The organism is Paenibacillus glacialis (assembly GCF_001637205.1).
In the GTDB taxonomy this organism is placed as follows: Bacteria; Bacillota; Bacilli; order Paenibacillales; family Paenibacillaceae; genus Paenibacillus_AQ; species Paenibacillus_AQ glacialis.
The window spans coordinates 226,705-243,331 of the sequence record NZ_LVJH01000058.1 but is presented as its reverse complement, the minus strand read 5'-3'; the positions used below and the strand labels follow the sequence as shown (position 1 = coordinate 243,331).

Sequence of the window (16,627 nt, the reverse complement as noted above, 5' to 3'; positions counted from 1 at the left end):
CTGAAAGCATCTAAGCGTGAAGCCCCCCTCAAGATGAGATTTCCCAATTAGTAAGACCCCTTGAAGACGACGAGGTAGATAGGTTGGAGGTGGAAGTGCAGCAATGCATGGAGCTGACCAATACTAATCGGTCGAGGGCTTATCCTAATATTCTGAAGTTTAGGCTTCAGAAGCAAATGTAAGTTTCGAACTGCAAATTCATTCGTATCTAGTTTTCAGGCGATCAATTTAACTTTATGAAGTTCAAGTAGCGGATTAAAGAAGATTTGATTTACAGCATATGGCTATGCTGAACCTGAATAATGCATTTGTTTCACAAATGCACGTTTGGTGGCGATAGCGGAGGGGTTCCACACGTACCCATCCCGAACACGACCGTTAAGCCCTCCAGCGCCGATGGTACTTGGACCGCAGGGTCCTGGGAGAGTAGGACGTCGCCAAGCAATACAAGAACCACTGTTGGTCTTGATCAATGGTGATTCTTTTTTATTATTATTTCATGAAATAGGAAACTGCTTCGAATTATAAATTCATTTTGTATCTAGTTTTCAGATGATCAAACATCTGGATAGCATTTAAATTCATTCACACATTCGTGATGAACCGAATTTAAATCTAAAATTAAGCTGCAAGTCCTTTCTAAGGGTTGATATTTTCTAGCAGTGATCATAACGTTATGAAATTCATTCACACTAAAGTGATGAGCCGAATTTCTCACGGCAGCATTTGTTTCACAAATGCACGTTTGGTGGCGATAGCGGAGGGGTTCCACACGTACCCATCCCGAACACGACCGTTAAGCCCTCCAGCGCCGATGGTACTTGGACCGCAGGGTCCTGGGAGAGTAGGACGTCGCCAAGCATACAATAACCACCGTTGATTCATATCAACGGTGGTTATTTTTTTGTTGTAAATTCCAAACGATTTGTTACAGATCAAAGGCAATGGAATAGAGTTAATATATAACAAGTTAAGAACTCCAAAATCGCAACGATCGATGTATTATTGAAGTTATAAAGTTTCTCAGCCCAAATAGTAGATAAACTTGAATCTCTGTAGTTATATAGGAAGTATTTGTGCCAATCTAGGCGGAATGTTGGATAAGTTGACTTTGTGGCTTTGTGGAGAGATTATGAGAAGAATCGTATAATAATATAATGTGAAACACTAAGTAATTTAGTCATATTGAATAGAAAGTACATCCTTTTTATATGATGTTTTCCTGATTTTATAGTAGAATAGCTTAGTTCGATGTGAGGAAGAAACGAGGAAATTTAGATTTATATCGTGGTAGATTTTTAAAGTATACTAGCTCTTAATTGGATTAAGAATATTTGGGGAACAATAAACAACGGATTGAGGAACACTGATTATATAGAAATAGGGGAGAACTAGACACATGGGAAATACATGGACAGTGGAACATCTAATTTATTCTAATGAAATTGATTATAAAGCAACTTGTCGATTATCTAATCTATTAAGCCTGATGCAACGTGCTGCTGATGGTGATGTGGAGCATATGGGTGGAACACGAGATCAAATGGTGGCTCATAACATGGGCTGGATGTTGACAACGATTGATTTAGTGTGTGAACGCATGCCTAAATTTAATGAAATTGTAACAATAACGACTTGGAATAAAGGAACTAAGGGACCGTTATGGTTAAGAGATTTTAGAATATTTGATGAGAGTAATCAAGAGATTGCTAAGGCGTGTACATTATGGGCTCTTGTTGATACGGATAAACGTAAAGTTCTGAGACCATCAGCTTATCCATTTGAAATAAATCCTTATTCTGAAGATTCGGTTGGACCTGTTCCAGACAAAATGAATATTTCAGACGAAGTGGAGTTATATGATTCTTATACGATGACGGTTCACTACAGTGGGATTGATAGTAATGGTCATTTAAACAATGCTCGTTATGCGGATTTGTGTATGGATGCCCTAACCGTAGAGGAGTTGGATCAGGCTATTCATGGCTTTCATATTACATATCATCATGAGGCCAAGATGGGAGAAGTTATTCATATTCTACGATCAGATTTGACCGATGGGGTTATCTATTTCAGGGGGCAGTCACAAGACGGGTCACGTTATTATGATGCATGTCTACGGATGATGGATTAAAGGATAAATGAAGGATCTAAACCGATATTAGTACTTTTATTCAATTAATAATGTAGAACTTTTGCGAAGAAGATGGAATTGTGGGTAGTATGTTGAGAAGAGAATAACTACACCGATTCGTGTAAATGATATTGGAGAGGTGAGAGAATGCCAGATCATAAGCAGTTGAATCCCAATGTCCAACGCAATAAAGCAAGTATAAAGAAAAAATCAACAAGTCTTAGTCCAGACAAAGCAAAGGACTTCCCAGCAAGTTTAAATGGGATTCCTAAGTCTGAGTCGTAATACTGAAGTTTCAGTTAATGAAGAGTGATTGTAGTAAGTTTGGGATAAAACATGAAAAGACCTAATACGAAATCCGTATTAGGTCTATTGAGTTTTTAACGTGAGCAGTATCAATGTTATAATAATGGTAGTTTGTTGATCGAAGTGCGACAGGGCGTAATAACCGGGTCCGTCAGAGGATATAAGAAAGAGGCGAATTATGAAATCTTTAATATTAGCAGAGAAGCCTTCCGTTGCTCGCGAAATAGCACGAGTGATGGGAAGTAGAGACAAACATAAAGGTTATTTCGAAGGACCTAAATATATTGTGACTTGGGCGCTAGGACATCTTGTGGGATTGGCAGAGCCGGAGGATTATGATCGTAAATTTGCGACTTGGAATTTGGAGGACCTTCCTATACTTCCGGAATCGATGAAGTTGAAAGTGCTGAGAGAAACAAGCCAACAATTCAAAATCGTTCAACAGCAGGCAAGACGGCAAGATGTTAGCGACCTAATTGTTGCGACGGATGCAGCACGAGAAGGAGAATTGTTAGCACGTTGGATCTTAAACATGATGAAGTGGAATAAGCCATTTCAGAGATTGTGGATTTCTTCTCAGACGGACAAAGCGATTAAGGAAGGTTTTGCGACACTGAAGCCAGGGCGTCAGTTCGATCGTTTATATGAATCTGCCCGCTGCCGAGCTGAAGCTGACTGGATGATTGGGTTGAATATTACGCGTGCACTGACTTGTAAATTCGGAGCGCAGTTGTCAGCAGGGCGAGTACAGACACCATCGCTTGGGATGATCATGGATCGTGAGAAAGAAATTATTAGTTTCCGCTCAGAGGAATATGACACACTTACTGCTGATCTAGGTAACTTCACAGCCACATGGAGAGCTAATAACGGAGACGCAAGGATGTTTGATCGTAATCAAGCTGTAGTGTTACAGAAGAAGTTGCAAGGCAAGACGGGCATTATTGAAAAGGTTAATAAATCTGAAAAAGTTGAACCGCATCCACTTGCGTATGATCTAACCGAACTTCAACGTGACGCTAACAAGCGTTATGGATTCTCAGCTAAACAAACCTCTAATATCCTGCAACGTCTCTATGAACAGTATAAATTGGTTACTTATCCACGAACGGATAGCCGTTATTTAACATCTGATATGACAGAGACTTTCAAAGAACGTTTAGAAAGCGTAGCAGTAGGCCCTTATGCAACATTAGCACGTCCTTTGTTACGCAAAAATCTAAACATCACTAAACGGATCGTAGATGATAGTAAGGTAAGTGACCACCACGCTATTATTCCTACAGAAGAGACGGTTCTACTGAACTTACTTAATACGGAAGAACGGAAGCTTTATGATCTTATTGTTCGTCGATTTATAAGTCTGTTCTATCCGCCAGCTCGATACGATGATGTTGCTGTCACGGTAAAAGTGGAGAACGAGTCCTTTCACACGAAAGGGACGACGGTTAAAGAAATTGGTTGGCGAGAAGTGTATGGTGGAGATGTGGCTGATGATTCGGATGAAGATGATCAATCAGATCATCGGGATACAAGGTCCGTATTGCCTGAACTACATGTCGGGGAAAAGGTGAAAGTTCAACGCTGCAATGTTCGCCCAGGTCGGACGTTACCACCGAAACGATACACAGAAGCATTACTACTGTCGCAAATGGAGAAACATGGACTGGGAACGCCAGCTACACGGGCGGATATTATTGAGAAACTAGTGTCATCTGACACGATTGAGCGCAAGGGTAATATATTGCATCCGACAGGTAAGGGCAAGCAGTTGATCGAACTGGTGTCGCAACAGCTACGTACGCCAGAGTTAACGGCGAAATGGGAATCGGAGCTTGAGAAGATTGCCCGGGGAGAAGGAAGTCCAGATTTATTTTTAAAAGGAATCCGTAGTATGTCTAAGGAACTTGTGGCAGGGGTCAAGGGAAGTTCGGTTGAATACAAGCCTCATAATGTATCTAATAGTCATTGTCCTGAATGCAATACACGACTGCTAGAGAAGAAGAATAAACGAGGAACGCTATTAATCTGCCCGAAAGAAGATTGTGGCTATCGTCGTTCTGATGATAAAAGAGTCTCGAACCGTCGCTGCCCACAATGTCATAAGAAAATGGAAATGAAAGAAGGTAAGGCTGGACTATATGTACAGTGCCTGACATGTGGGATTACGGAGACGATGAATAAGGACAATAAACATATCAATAAACGTGAAGAACGAAAATTGGTAGAGAAATATACACAGCAGGAAACGACAGGTTCGAATCTGGGAGATTTGCTTAAAGCTGCTATGGAGAAAAAGAGTAAAGGTTGATATAGATAGCGTTTAATATAAGTGAGATGGATTGTTTCCTGTGAGTGGTAGTTCTATAATAGAAGTGTAAGACTAACAATTCGGAAAAAAAGGAGGGCATGAAGCAGATGAGTACTGCACTATGGATTTGGTTTATTATGATTAACATGGTGGGTTATCTGGTCATGTCTGAAGACAAGAAACGGGCTCAGAAGAGGCGTGATCGAGTACCAGAAAAAACATTGTTTCTATTAGCTGCGATTGGTGGATCTTTGGGTGTTATTATTGCGATGTACCGCAAGCGGCATAAGACAAGACATGTAAGCTTCCGGATAGGGATTCCTATGTTACTCTTTATTAACGCCGTGTTGTACGGGTATTTTCTCAGGTAGATACTTCAGAAAGAGGTGAAGCACATGTTATATTCTAATATTTTAGTAGCTTATGATGGTTCGAAGGCTTCCAACAAAGCATTAGATCACGCTATTTCAATGTTACAAGTAACTCCAAATGCAGTAATTTCAGTTATTCATGTATTCGGTTTTCCACGTGCTTATTTTGGCGAAGCTTATGCTCCAATTCCGACGTCAGTCACCAAAGAATATTATGATCTGGCAGAACAGACGGTAGATGCAGCGAAGCAACGACTTGAGGATGCTGGTGTAACAGGAACTGTGGAATTATTGCAAGGTGCACCTGCTGAAATCATTCTTGATTATTCGAAAAAGAACAATTCTGAAGTCATCATCATTGGTAGTCGTGGTCTTGGGGGCATTCGTGAATTTGTACTAGGTAGTGTTAGTCACAATGTCGTTCAACATGCTCGTATCCCAGTACTTGTTGTGAAATAAAAGTCATCTAACTCAAAGCCAGCTCATCTGTATTATTAGGGTGTGCTGGTTTTATTTAGTTGATTCAATGCCAAAAAGCGAACAATAAATTTACGTTGTTTATAAATGTTCGTGTTTGAGTTGACATAGGGTGACAGAGATTGTTAAACTAAGCAAGTGAAATAAGAAATAATAACAATATATATATAACTCATTTAGTTATCTCGTATAAGTCTGGGAATAGGGCCCGGAAGTCTCTACCTGAACACCGTAAATGTTCAGACTACGAGGGAATACTACCGAACTGCTAAGGTATATAGATTGAACTAACGTTTGCGTTCAAGTAGTTCAATCTATATATGATCAAAGGTTTCGGTTAGCATTGTCGGGATGTGTCTCTTTCTTTCCTAGGAAGAGGCTGACAAAGGCTTGGAGTATTCCTTCCTAAGTCTGGTGTCCCGAAAATAGTAGTATTTTCTTGGGGGTTCCGGACTTTTTTGGTCTTATTATGTTGCTAAATGATGTTCTTCATTTATAGATCTCTTTAAAAGAAATGAATCACTAAGAAAGTGGGTTGAAGCATGTTACCAGTGGTCGCTGTAATTATGGGCAGCAAATCGGATTGGGAGACGATGCAGTACGCTTGTCAGATGTTAGATGATCTACAAATTCCATACGAGAAAAAGGTAGTCTCGGCTCATCGTACACCTGATCTAATGTTCACTTTTGCAGAAGAAGCTGCAGGGCGAGGGATTCGGGTTATTATTGCTGGAGCAGGAGGAGCAGCGCATCTGCCTGGTATGGTGGCAGCGAAGACAATCCTTCCAGTTATTGGTGTTCCGGTTCAATCGAAGGCATTAAATGGCCTAGATTCCTTACTCTCCATCGTGCAAATGCCTGGGGGTATACCTGTGGCGACAGTAGCCATTGGTCAAGCAGGAGCAACCAATGCGGGATTACTCGCAGCCCAAATGATTGGAGCCTTCCATCCAGAGGTTCAACAACGTGTTCAGAACCGTAGGGATGCCATTCGTGATGAAGTGTTAGAAAGTAGTGATGATCTATGAGTCATAAGTCATCTGAAGGTCAGACTGATCAAGTAGCAAAGACGTTGCTACCAGGAAGTACGATTGGTATTCTAGGTGGAGGGCAATTAGGAAGAATGATTTCACTTGCCGGTACAGCAATGGGATATCAATTCGTAACGCTGGATCCAACAATACAATCACCTAGCAGTCCTGTGGCTCGACAGATTGTAGCAGAATATGACGATGTAGATGCAGCTCGTGAAATGGCAACGATCTCTGATGTAATCACATACGAATTCGAGAATGTTGACGCTGGTGTAGCTGCTATGCTTGTCAAGAAATCCTATGTTCCTCAAGGAAGCAAGCTACTATATACGACACAACATCGTTTGCGTGAGAAGGTAGCAATTGAAGCGGCAGGGGTTCCTGTCGCACCCTATCGCGTGATCGAAGGATTAGCTAGTCTAGAACAAGCGATGACAGAACTGGGTTATCCATCTGTATTGAAGACAGCTACAGGTGGATATGATGGAAAAGGTCAAGTTGTCATTCGGAGTGAGGATCAATTAGCCAGTGCCTACGCTGAACTTTCAGCGTCTGGAAGAGAACTTGTGCTTGAGCAATTCATCTCTTTCGCTTGTGAAATATCAGTTATTGCTGCACGTAATCCGAGTGGCGAAGTGAAGAGCTTCCCGATATCGGAAAATATTCATCAAAACAATATACTACATCTATCGATTGTACCTGCGAGGATAACGTCACAAGTACAGAGAGAAGCAAGACGGCTTGCAGAGACACTTGCAGCGAAGATGGATGTTGTTGGACTTCTGGCTGTTGAAATGTTCGTGACAGAGGATGGTCAGTTGTATGTGAATGAATTAGCTCCAAGACCGCATAATTCGGGGCACTATACGATGGAGGCTTGTACAACTTCACAGTTCGAGCAGCACGTACGCGCGATCTGCAACCTACCACTGGCAGATACAACCCTATTGAGTCCGGTAGTTATGGTTAATGTACTGGGTCAACATCTGGAATCTGTTATACAGAGAACTGGAGAACGAGATGAGGCAGCAACGGAGTTAGGGATTATACCTAAACTTCATTTATATGGTAAGACTGAGAGTAAGCATAATCGTAAAATGGGTCATATCAACTTGTTATGTAAGGATGTACAAGATGGGCTTGATTGGGTAGAACATACGAATATTTGGAGGCAATGAAAAGATGATTGAACGTTATAGTAGACCAGAAATGCGCGCCATTTGGACAGAAGAGAACAAATTTAATTCGTGGTTGGAAGTAGAACTTTGTGCTTGTGAAGCATGGGCTGAACTCGGTGTTATTCCGAAGGAAGATACCGTATTAATTCGTCAGAATGCAAAATTTGATATCGCTCGAATTAGTGAAATTGAACTAGAAACGCGCCATGATGTCATCGCATTTACGCGTTCCGTGTCTGAAAGCCTTGGGGAAGAACGTAAGTGGGTGCACTACGGGCTAACTTCTACAGATGTTGTAGATACAGCACTTGGATATGTATTGCTTCAAGCGAATGAGATTCTAGAGAAGGATATTCTTAATTTCATAGAGATTCTGAAAGATAAAGCTATAGCTTACAAAGATACTGCGATGATGGGCCGTACGCATGGTGTACATGCAGAGCCAACGACATTCGGACTTAAAATGGCATTATGGTATGAAGAAATGAAACGTAACTTAGAGCGTTTCCGTCATGCTGCGAATGGCGTGCAGTTCGGTAAAATGTCAGGAGCTGTTGGAACCTACGCTAACATCGATCCTTTTGTTGAAGAGTTTGTATGTAATAAGTTAGGTACGACAGCAGCACCAATCTCTACGCAAACATTGCAACGTGATCGTCATGCTGAGTATATGGCTACATTGGCTTTGGTTGCTACGTCATTGGATAAATTCGCTACTGAAATTCGTGCGCTACAAAAGAGTGAGGTACGTGAGGTAGAAGAAGCTTTCGCGAAAGGTCAAAAGGGTTCCTCTGCAATGCCTCATAAACGTAATCCGATTGGTTGTGAGAATATTTCAGGTCTTTCCCGTGTCATCCGTGGTCATATGGTGACAGCATACGAAGATGTAACCCTTTGGCATGAGCGTGATATTTCCCATTCCTCAGTAGAACGTATTATTCTACCAGATGCGACAATGTTACTTAACTACATGTTGAACCGTCTTGGAAATATCATAAAGAATTTGACTGTATTCCCTGAGAATATGAAGCGTAATATGGCTTGTACCTATGGCGTGCCATTCTCTGGACGTGTCTTGACGAAGTTGATTGATAAAGGCTTCAGCCGTGAACAGGCATATGATACGGTCCAACCTCGCGCAATGCAGGCTTGGGAAGAGAAACGTCAATTCCGTGACATCATCGAGTCAACACCTGAGATTACAGAAGTGCTAAGTGCAGAGGAAATCGATGATGCCTTTAATCCGAGCTGGCATCTGAAGCATGTAGATACGATTTTCACCAAATTAGGTCTAGTCTAACAATATAGATAGCGTATCATACCGTGAGGGAGGATAAGGACATGACATCAACAGCTGTTTCTACTGCTGTGGAACTTGTTAACGCACCCCTGTTATATAAGGGGAAAGTGCGAGAGCTTTATGATTTGGGGGAACATGTCCTCATTGTGGTGACGGATCGTATTTCTGCTTTCGACTATGTATTGGACCCTCCTGTACCTGACAAAGGGAATGTGCTTAACCAGTTAAGTGCATTCTGGTTCGAACAGACAGCTGAACTTATGATGAATCATGTGGTTCATACGGATGTTGACCAACTTGGGGATCTAATCAAGGATAAAGAACAGTTGAGAAATCGAATCATGGTCGTTCATAAGGCGGAACGAATTGATATAGAATGCGTCGTACGTGGATATATTACGGGTGGCGGTTGGCGTCAATATCAGGAATCTGGTGAAGTGAATGGCATTAAGCTCTCCGAAGGCATGCGTAAGAACGAAGCGTTTGATACGCCTATCTTTACCCCAGCAGCAAAGAATGATGTAGGGCATGATGAAGATATTTCTTTTGATACGATGAAACAAATGGTAGGTGAAGAAATCTCACTTGAATTACAAGAACGGAGCTTGAAATTATATAGCTTTGCTCGTGATTATTGTGATAAAAGAGGCATCATTCTAGCAGATTGTAAGTTCGAATTCGGTATTTTGGATGGCAAAGTGATTCTGATTGATGAAATATTTACACCGGACTCTTCCCGTTTCTGGGCGAAAGAAAAGTATGAGCTAGATATTGAGATTGATAGTATGGATAAAGAGCCGGTTCGCTCTTACTTGGCTTCCTCGTCTTGGGATAAGAATAGTAAACCTGAACCACTTCCACAAGAAGTAGTTGAGGAGACAACAAGAAGGTATCTGGACATTTATCGTCGATTAACGGAAGTGTAATTAATAAACTTATTAGCCATTCTGAGGAGGAACTTTGAATCATGATTAAAGCAACGGTTTATGTAACTGTCAAAAAAGGCGTTTTGGATCCGCAAGGGGTCGCTGTACAGGGAGCACTTCAATCGATTGGTTTCCAAGAAGTTGAAAGCCTGCGAATTGGTAAATATATGGAACTTACGTTAGATACGGATGACCGTGCTGAGGCGGAAGAACGTTTGAAGGCAATGTGCGAGAAGCTACTAGCCAATACGGTAGTCGAGGATTACCGTTACGAATTGGAGGGCTAATGCCATGAAATTTGCTGTCTTAGTATTTCCAGGTTCCAATTGTGATATTGACTGTTATAAAGCGGTAGAAGAGATTGGTGAATCTGTGGATTATGTATGGCACACAGCTACGGATCTTTCTGCTTATGATTGTATTCTAGTTCCTGGTGGTTTCTCTTATGGCGACTACTTACGTTGCGGTGCGATTTCACGGTTTGCACCCGTCATGGCTGAGGTTGCTAAGGCTGCTGAACAAGGGAAATTCATTTTAGGTATATGTAATGGTTTTCAGATTCTAACTGAAGCAGGCTTGTTACCTGGCGCACTTCGTCGTAACGAGTCGATGAAATTCCGTTGTCACGATACGGTTCTTAAGGTCGTTAATAATGAAACTCCGTTCACACGTGAATATGGTAAGAATGAGGAAGTCATCATTCCAATCGCTCATGGTGAGGGAAATTATTACTGTGATGAAGAGACGCTTGAAACGTTGAAACACAATAATCAGATTGTCTTCACATATGGTGACAACCCTAACGGTTCAATTGCTGATATTGCAGGCATTTGTAACGAACGTGGAAATGTAATTGGAATGATGCCCCATCCAGAGCGTGCAGTAAATACACTATTTGGTTCTGAAGATGGTAAACGCATGTTTACATCTATATTAAAGTCTTGGAGGGATTCACATGACACAGCAAGTATCAGCTAAAGAACCGACTGCGGAGCAAATTGCAGAGCAACATATATATCAGCAGATGGGCGTGTCGGAGAGCGAATATGAGTTGATCTGTGAATTTATGGGTCGTAAACCTAACTATACGGAAATCGGTGTGTTCAGCGTAATGTGGTCTGAGCACTGTGCATATAAGAATTCAAAGCCATTATTACGTCGGTTCCCAACGACCGGTCCACGTGTTCTTATGGGTCCTGGTGAAGGCGCTGGTATCGTCGATATTGGTGATAACCAAGCCGTTGTATTCAAAATCGAAAGTCACAATCACCCTTCAGCTGTGGAACCTTTTCAAGGCGCAGCTACAGGTGTAGGCGGAATTATTCGCGATATCTTCTCGATGGGTGCAAGACCGATCGCTACATTGAACTCCCTTCGATTCGGAAAGCTCGAAAGTGACCGTGTGAAATATTTGTTCGAACATGTTGTATCGGGTATTGCTGGTTACGGTAACTGTATTGGTATTCCAACCGTGGGTGGCGAAGTGGTATTTGATGAGAGCTACGAAGGTAATCCACTTGTCAATGCCATGTGTGTTGGATTGATCGATCATGACAAAATCCAGCGTGGTGTAGCGAAGGGTGTAGGTAATCCAGTGTTTTATGTTGGACCACCAACCGGTCGCGACGGTATCCACGGGGCTACGTTTGCTTCCATCGAACTAAGTGAAGAATCAGAAGCGAATCGTACGGCTGTTCAAGTCGGTGACCCATTCATGGAGAAGTTAGTTATGGAATCATGTCTAGAACTAATCGATAGCGGTATCGTGTTGGGTATTCAGGATATGGGTGCTGCAGGCTTGACATGTTCAAGTGCTGAGATGGCAAGTAAAGCGGGCAACGGACTTGAACTATACTTGGACCAAGTGCCACAACGTGAGGAAGGTATGACTCCTTACGAAATGATGTTATCTGAATCACAAGAACGTATGCTGTTCGTTGTTGAACCGAAAGATGAAGCACAGGCTCAAGAAATATTCGATCGTTGGGGAGTTATCTGCGCCAAAGTAGGTAAGGTGACTGACGATGGACGCTTGAAGCTGTTACATCACGGGGAAATTGTAGGAGATATGCCGGTAACTGCGTTAGTTGACGAATGCCCGGTATATGATAAACCATCTTCGGTTCCTGCTTATTATATAAATAGTGAAAGAATAGATACCCTTCGTTATGACGAAGTAACGGATCTTGGTGGAGCATTGAAACAGATTCTAGCTTCTCCAAGTGTGGCGAGCAAAGCATGGGTATATGATCAATACGATTATATGGTCCGTACGAGTACAGCTGTTCGTCCAGGTTCTGATGCTGCAGTCGTAACAGTAAACGGAACACGTAAGGGTCTAGCGATGACAACCGACTGTAACGGTCGATATGTTTATCTTGATCCCGAAGTGGGTGGAAAGATCGCAGTCAGTGAAGCGGCAAGAAACATTGTGTGTACTGGAGCAGAGCCACTTGCTATTACGGATAACCTGAACTTTGGTAACCCTGAGAAACCAGAGATTTTCTGGCAAATGGAGCAGGCTGTTGATGGTATGGCAGAGGCTTGTCGTGAACTGAATACACCAGTCATTGGTGGGAATGTCAGTCTGTATAACGAAAATGCAGGCGGATCCATCTATCCAACTCCAGTGGTTGGTATGGTAGGTCTAGTTCATGATATCGATCATATTACGACGCAAGCTTTTAAGAATGAAGGAGATACGATTCTACTGCTTGGTGATACCAAGGCGGAACTCGGTGGTAGTGAATTCCAGACGATTCTACATGGCGTAGCAGAAGGTCGTCCTCCAGCACTTGATCTCCAAGTGGAGAAAAAACTACTTGCATCCGTACTGGGAGCAATTCAAAGTGGACTCGTTCAATCAGCACATGATTTATCTGAAGGTGGTCTTTCTGTTGCTGTTGCTGAGTCATGCATAAGTGGTGGAATAGGTGCTCAAGTTCACATCGAAACGGATCTTCGTTCCGATTTCGCATTGTTCAGTGAGAGTCAATCACGTATCTTGTTGTCTGCATCACCTGAAAAGGCAGAGCAGTTGAAGACTTACATCGAAGGACATGGTGTTCCTGTCGTAAGAATCGGTACCGTTGGAGGAAGCAACCTTGCCCTTGATATCAATGGAAAGAATGCTCTGAATGAGTCCGTGGAAGCCTTGAAGCAGGTTTGGAAGGATGCGATTCCGTGTCTCATGAAATAACATCTGCAAAGTTTGCGTCCGATAAATCCTTGTCTCATCCGCTTTGGAGCGGAGACTTTTATAATGAAGGTACGGGTAAGGACGATATATTTGATACGTTAAAAGAGGAATGTGGGGTCTTCGGAGTGTATGGTCACTCCGATGCTGCATCACTCTCTTATTATGGACTACATTCTTTACAGCATCGCGGAGAAGAAAGTTGCGGGATGTGTGTAGCTGATGGTAAGGAATTTAACTATCACCGCGGTATGGGACTTGTGAAGGAAGTATTCGATAAGGAAAGAATGGCATCATTGGTAGGTAACATGTCCATTGGACATGTACGATATTCTACCAGTGGTGATAGTCGACTAGCGAATGCACAGCCACTTATTTTTAAGTATCGTGATGGTGATTTAGCGATTGCGACAAATGGTAATATTGTCAATGCACCGCAAATCCGACATGAACTAGAACAGAGTGGTTCTATATTCCAGACGACAAGTGATACAGAAGTCGTTGCCCATCTTATTGCTCGTTCTTCCAAAGATGTTGTGGAAGCAGCAAAAGATGCATTAGCGCGTATCGTTGGCGGGTACGCATTCCTCATAATGACGAATGATAAGCTACTTGTAGCTTCTGATCCTCATGGGCTTCGTCCGATTACAATGGGGAAATTAGGGGAATCGTATATATTTTCTTCAGAATCATGCGCACTTGAGACGATTGGAGCTGAACTATTACGCGATATCCAACCGGGTGAGCTATTGGTACTAGATAAGGACGGACTCAAGGAAGATCGGTATACTGAACCACAGCGTAAAGCATTATGCGCCATGGAGTACATCTACTTCGCTCGTCCTGATAGTGATCTGAATGGATCGAATTTGCATGCCTCGCGTAAACGTATGGGAAGTCGGATGGCTCTGGAAGCATTCGTTGATGCAGATATCGTAACCGGAGTTCCGGATTCAAGCATATCGGCTGCTATTGGCTATGCTGAACAGACCGGCATTCCTTATGAGCTTGGTCTCATCAAGAACAAATATACAGGTCGTACGTTCATTCAACCGAGTCAAGAATTGCGTGAAAAAGGCGTTAAGATGAAACTCAGTGCTGTTCGTGGGGTAGTGGAAGGTCAACGTGTTGTTATGATCGATGATTCAATCGTTCGAGGTACGACTTGCCTGCGTATCGTTAACTTGTTGCGTGAAGCGGGAGCCACTGAAGTGCATGTACGGATTACTTCTCCGCCTTTCAAGAATCCGTGTTACTACGGGATTGATACGCCTGATCGCAAAGAATTGATTGCTTCAAATAAGACAGTAGAAGAGATTTGTCGTGAGATCAATGCAGATTCACTGGCCTTTTTAAGTCCTGAGGGACTCATTAGCGCAGTCGGTGGAGACAATGCAAGTGACCCGAGCGGAGGATTATGCCTCGCTTGTTTCAATAATGACTATCCAACAACGCTTGATTTCGATGGTGAAGAAAAAGCAGGATGTGGTTGTTAAGGAAGTTCTTCTCAAATGTAATTAACGTAATTAATATTCTTGTTGTTCATATAAAAGCTCGCCAATTATGGAAGGAGTGTTCTTACAAGTGTCTGAAGCTTATAAAAGTGCTGGGGTAGATATCGCTGCAGGAAACGAAGCGGTAGAACGGATGAAAAAGCATGTAAAGCGGACGTTACGTCCAGAAGTAATGACGGACCTAGGGGGATTCGGTGCTTTGTTCTCGCTGAACAAAGATAAATACGATGAGCCCGTACTAGTGTCTGGTACGGATGGAGTGGGTACGAAGCTGAAAATTGCATTCGCAATGGATCGTCACGATACCATTGGGATCGATGCTGTAGCGATGTGTGTGAATGATATCATCGTACAAGGAGCAGAACCACTATTCTTCCTCGATTATCTTGCGTGCGATAAAGTACGACCAGAGAAGATTGAGGCTATCGTAGCTGGAATAGCAGAAGGATGTCATCAAGCAGGTTGTGCGTTAACTGGTGGAGAGACAGCTGAGATGCCTGGTATGTATTCTGAAGGCGAATATGACATTGCTGGATTTACGGTAGGTATTGTCGATAAGAAGAACATCATTAATGGTTCAACTATCGCTCCTGGCGACACTGTGATTGGACTCGCTTCAAGTGGTGTACACAGTAACGGATTCTCCTTAGTGCGTAAACTTCTTCTTGAACAATCAGGATATGATCTGCAAGATGAAATCGCTGAATTAGGTGGTAAATTGGGAGACACATTGTTGATCCCTACGAAGATTTATGTGAAGTCTTTATTGGCTCTAATTGAGAAGGTAAAAGTCAAAGGGATGGCTCATATTACTGGCGGTGGATTTATTGAGAATATACCGCGTATGTTACCAGATCACGTTAATGTGGACATTGAATATGGTACATGGCCGATTCTACCAATATTTGAATTAATGCAGAATAAAGGCAATATCACAAATCGAGACATGTTCACAACCTTCAACATGGGGATTGGTATGGTACTCGTTGTTCGTGAAGAGGATGCAACTGAAACACTTAGTATTTTGCAGAGTAATGGGGAAGAAGCTTATATTATTGGGCGTGCAAACGAAGGTGAATCTATCGTTACTTTTACAGGGGCTGACGTGTAATGAGTCATTACCGTATTGCTGTGTTTGCCTCCGGAGAGGGTAGCAATTTCCAAACGCTTGTAGATGCTGGTAAAGCAGGCTTGCTCGGCGGTGCGAAGGTGGAATTGCTAGTGTGCGATAAGCCAGAGGCACCTGTAGTCAAGCGTGCACGTGAGGCTTGCGTACCTGTTCATTTATTTACACCTAAATCGTATTCTTCTCGTGAGGCTTATGAATTAGAAATCGTGGAGCAATTAGAAGCGCTGAATATAGAATTAGTCGTATTAGCTGGTTATATGCGACTACTAACATCTGTGATGGTAGACAAATATGCTGGGCGTCTCATTAACATTCATCCATCGTTACTACCATCTTTTCCGGGTACGAATGCTATTCTTCAAGCACTTAACTATGGGGTTAAACTGACTGGAGCTACTGTGCATTTTGTAGATGGCGGGATGGATACAGGTGCTATTATCGCTCAACAAAGTATCGTGATTGAGCCTAATGCTACGGTGGAGTCACTTGCTAAGGATATACATGCCATAGAGCAGGAGTTATATCCGCGAGTTGTGTCATGGTTTGCACAAGGATGCGTAGTCATAAACGACAGACAAGTAACGATATTGCCTTTTAAATAACGAAGATTCGTCAAGTGGTAATGCATGTGCAAGGTTTTTCGATATTTCTCGGGAAATATTGTTTATGGCATGGAAAGCGATCGTTTAACATGTCGGATTGTCGAGTAAAGCGTGAATAGGCTTGACAATCTGTCACACATATAAGGAGG

General features: G+C 42.4%; 15 protein-coding genes, 3 rRNA genes and 1 riboswitch. All 18 genes read left to right on the top strand.

Annotation, left to right across the window (positions count from 1 at the left end; all coding sequences use genetic code 11):
* Positions 1 to 147 (top strand): 23S ribosomal RNA (locus PGLA_RS21975); the annotation flags it as partial.
* A 179-nt stretch (positions 148 to 326) separates the two neighbouring features.
* A 5S ribosomal RNA gene (gene rrf, locus PGLA_RS21970) occupies positions 327 to 443 on the top strand.
* A 301-nt stretch (positions 444 to 744) separates the two neighbouring features.
* Positions 745 to 861 (top strand): 5S ribosomal RNA (rrf, locus tag PGLA_RS21965).
* A gap of 538 nt (positions 862 to 1,399) precedes the next feature.
* Positions 1,400 to 2,134 carry an acyl-[acyl-carrier-protein] thioesterase gene (locus PGLA_RS21960; RefSeq protein WP_068537123.1) on the top strand — a complete coding sequence of 245 codons (735 nt, stop codon included), beginning with the start codon at positions 1,400 to 1,402 and terminating at the stop codon, positions 2,132 to 2,134.
* 147 nt (positions 2,135 to 2,281) lie between these two features.
* The gene (locus PGLA_RS28430; protein ID WP_169810206.1) at positions 2,282 to 2,419 is read left to right on the top strand and encodes a hypothetical protein; all 138 of its coding nucleotides are present in this window, start codon (positions 2,282 to 2,284) and stop codon (positions 2,417 to 2,419) included.
* Between the two features lie 199 nt (positions 2,420 to 2,618).
* A complete protein-coding gene (locus PGLA_RS21955; RefSeq protein ID WP_068537121.1) occupies positions 2,619 to 4,751 on the top strand; it encodes a DNA topoisomerase III in 2,133 nt (710 codons plus the stop codon).
* Positions 4,752 to 4,858: 107 nt separating this feature from the next.
* Positions 4,859 to 5,122, top strand: a complete 264-nt coding sequence (locus PGLA_RS21950; RefSeq protein ID WP_068537119.1) for a DUF1294 domain-containing protein — start codon at positions 4,859 to 4,861, stop codon at positions 5,120 to 5,122.
* Between the two features lie 24 nt (positions 5,123 to 5,146).
* Positions 5,147 to 5,581, top strand: coding sequence for a universal stress protein (locus tag PGLA_RS21945; protein WP_068537116.1), 435 nt, complete (start codon positions 5,147 to 5,149; stop codon positions 5,579 to 5,581).
* A gap of 183 nt (positions 5,582 to 5,764) precedes the next feature.
* A riboswitch (purine riboswitch) is annotated at positions 5,765 to 5,866 on the top strand.
* Positions 5,867 to 6,141: 275 nt separating this feature from the next.
* A complete protein-coding gene (purE, locus tag PGLA_RS21940) occupies positions 6,142 to 6,627 on the top strand; it encodes a 5-(carboxyamino)imidazole ribonucleotide mutase (protein ID WP_068537114.1) in 486 nt (161 codons plus the stop codon).
* Complete coding sequence (gene purK, locus PGLA_RS21935; RefSeq protein WP_068537112.1) at positions 6,624 to 7,811, top strand: 5-(carboxyamino)imidazole ribonucleotide synthase; 1,188 nt, start codon at positions 6,624 to 6,626, stop codon at positions 7,809 to 7,811. Before purE ends, purK begins: the two co-directional genes overlap by 4 nt.
* A 4-nt stretch (positions 7,812 to 7,815) precedes the next feature.
* On the top strand, positions 7,816 to 9,111 hold the full coding sequence (gene purB / locus PGLA_RS21930) for an adenylosuccinate lyase (protein WP_068537111.1): 1,296 nt from the start codon (positions 7,816 to 7,818) through the stop codon (positions 9,109 to 9,111).
* Positions 9,112 to 9,152: 41 nt separating this feature from the next.
* Positions 9,153 to 10,037, top strand: a complete 885-nt coding sequence (locus PGLA_RS21925; RefSeq protein WP_068537108.1) for a phosphoribosylaminoimidazolesuccinocarboxamide synthase — start codon at positions 9,153 to 9,155, stop codon at positions 10,035 to 10,037.
* 41 nt (positions 10,038 to 10,078) lie between these two features.
* Positions 10,079 to 10,324, top strand: a complete 246-nt coding sequence (gene purS / locus PGLA_RS21920) for a phosphoribosylformylglycinamidine synthase subunit PurS (RefSeq protein WP_068537106.1) — start codon at positions 10,079 to 10,081, stop codon at positions 10,322 to 10,324.
* Positions 10,325 to 10,328: 4 nt separating this feature from the next.
* Positions 10,329 to 11,015, top strand: coding sequence for a phosphoribosylformylglycinamidine synthase subunit PurQ (purQ, locus tag PGLA_RS21915; protein ID WP_068537104.1), 687 nt, complete (start codon positions 10,329 to 10,331; stop codon positions 11,013 to 11,015).
* Positions 10,993 to 13,236 carry a phosphoribosylformylglycinamidine synthase subunit PurL gene (gene purL, locus PGLA_RS21910; RefSeq protein WP_068537102.1) on the top strand — a complete coding sequence of 748 codons (2,244 nt, stop codon included), beginning with the start codon at positions 10,993 to 10,995 and terminating at the stop codon, positions 13,234 to 13,236. The genes purQ and purL overlap by 23 nt, the downstream gene beginning before the upstream one ends.
* Positions 13,221 to 14,729, top strand: a complete 1,509-nt coding sequence (purF, locus tag PGLA_RS21905; protein ID WP_245700227.1) for an amidophosphoribosyltransferase — start codon at positions 13,221 to 13,223, stop codon at positions 14,727 to 14,729. The genes purL and purF overlap by 16 nt, the downstream gene beginning before the upstream one ends.
* Positions 14,730 to 14,817: 88 nt before the next feature.
* A complete protein-coding gene (purM, locus tag PGLA_RS21900; protein ID WP_068537100.1) occupies positions 14,818 to 15,858 on the top strand; it encodes a phosphoribosylformylglycinamidine cyclo-ligase in 1,041 nt (346 codons plus the stop codon).
* Positions 15,858 to 16,478 carry a phosphoribosylglycinamide formyltransferase gene (gene purN / locus PGLA_RS21895; RefSeq protein WP_068537098.1) on the top strand — a complete coding sequence of 207 codons (621 nt, stop codon included), beginning with the start codon at positions 15,858 to 15,860 and terminating at the stop codon, positions 16,476 to 16,478. Before purM ends, purN begins: the two co-directional genes overlap by 1 nt.
* Positions 16,479 to 16,627 lie beyond the last annotated feature (149 nt).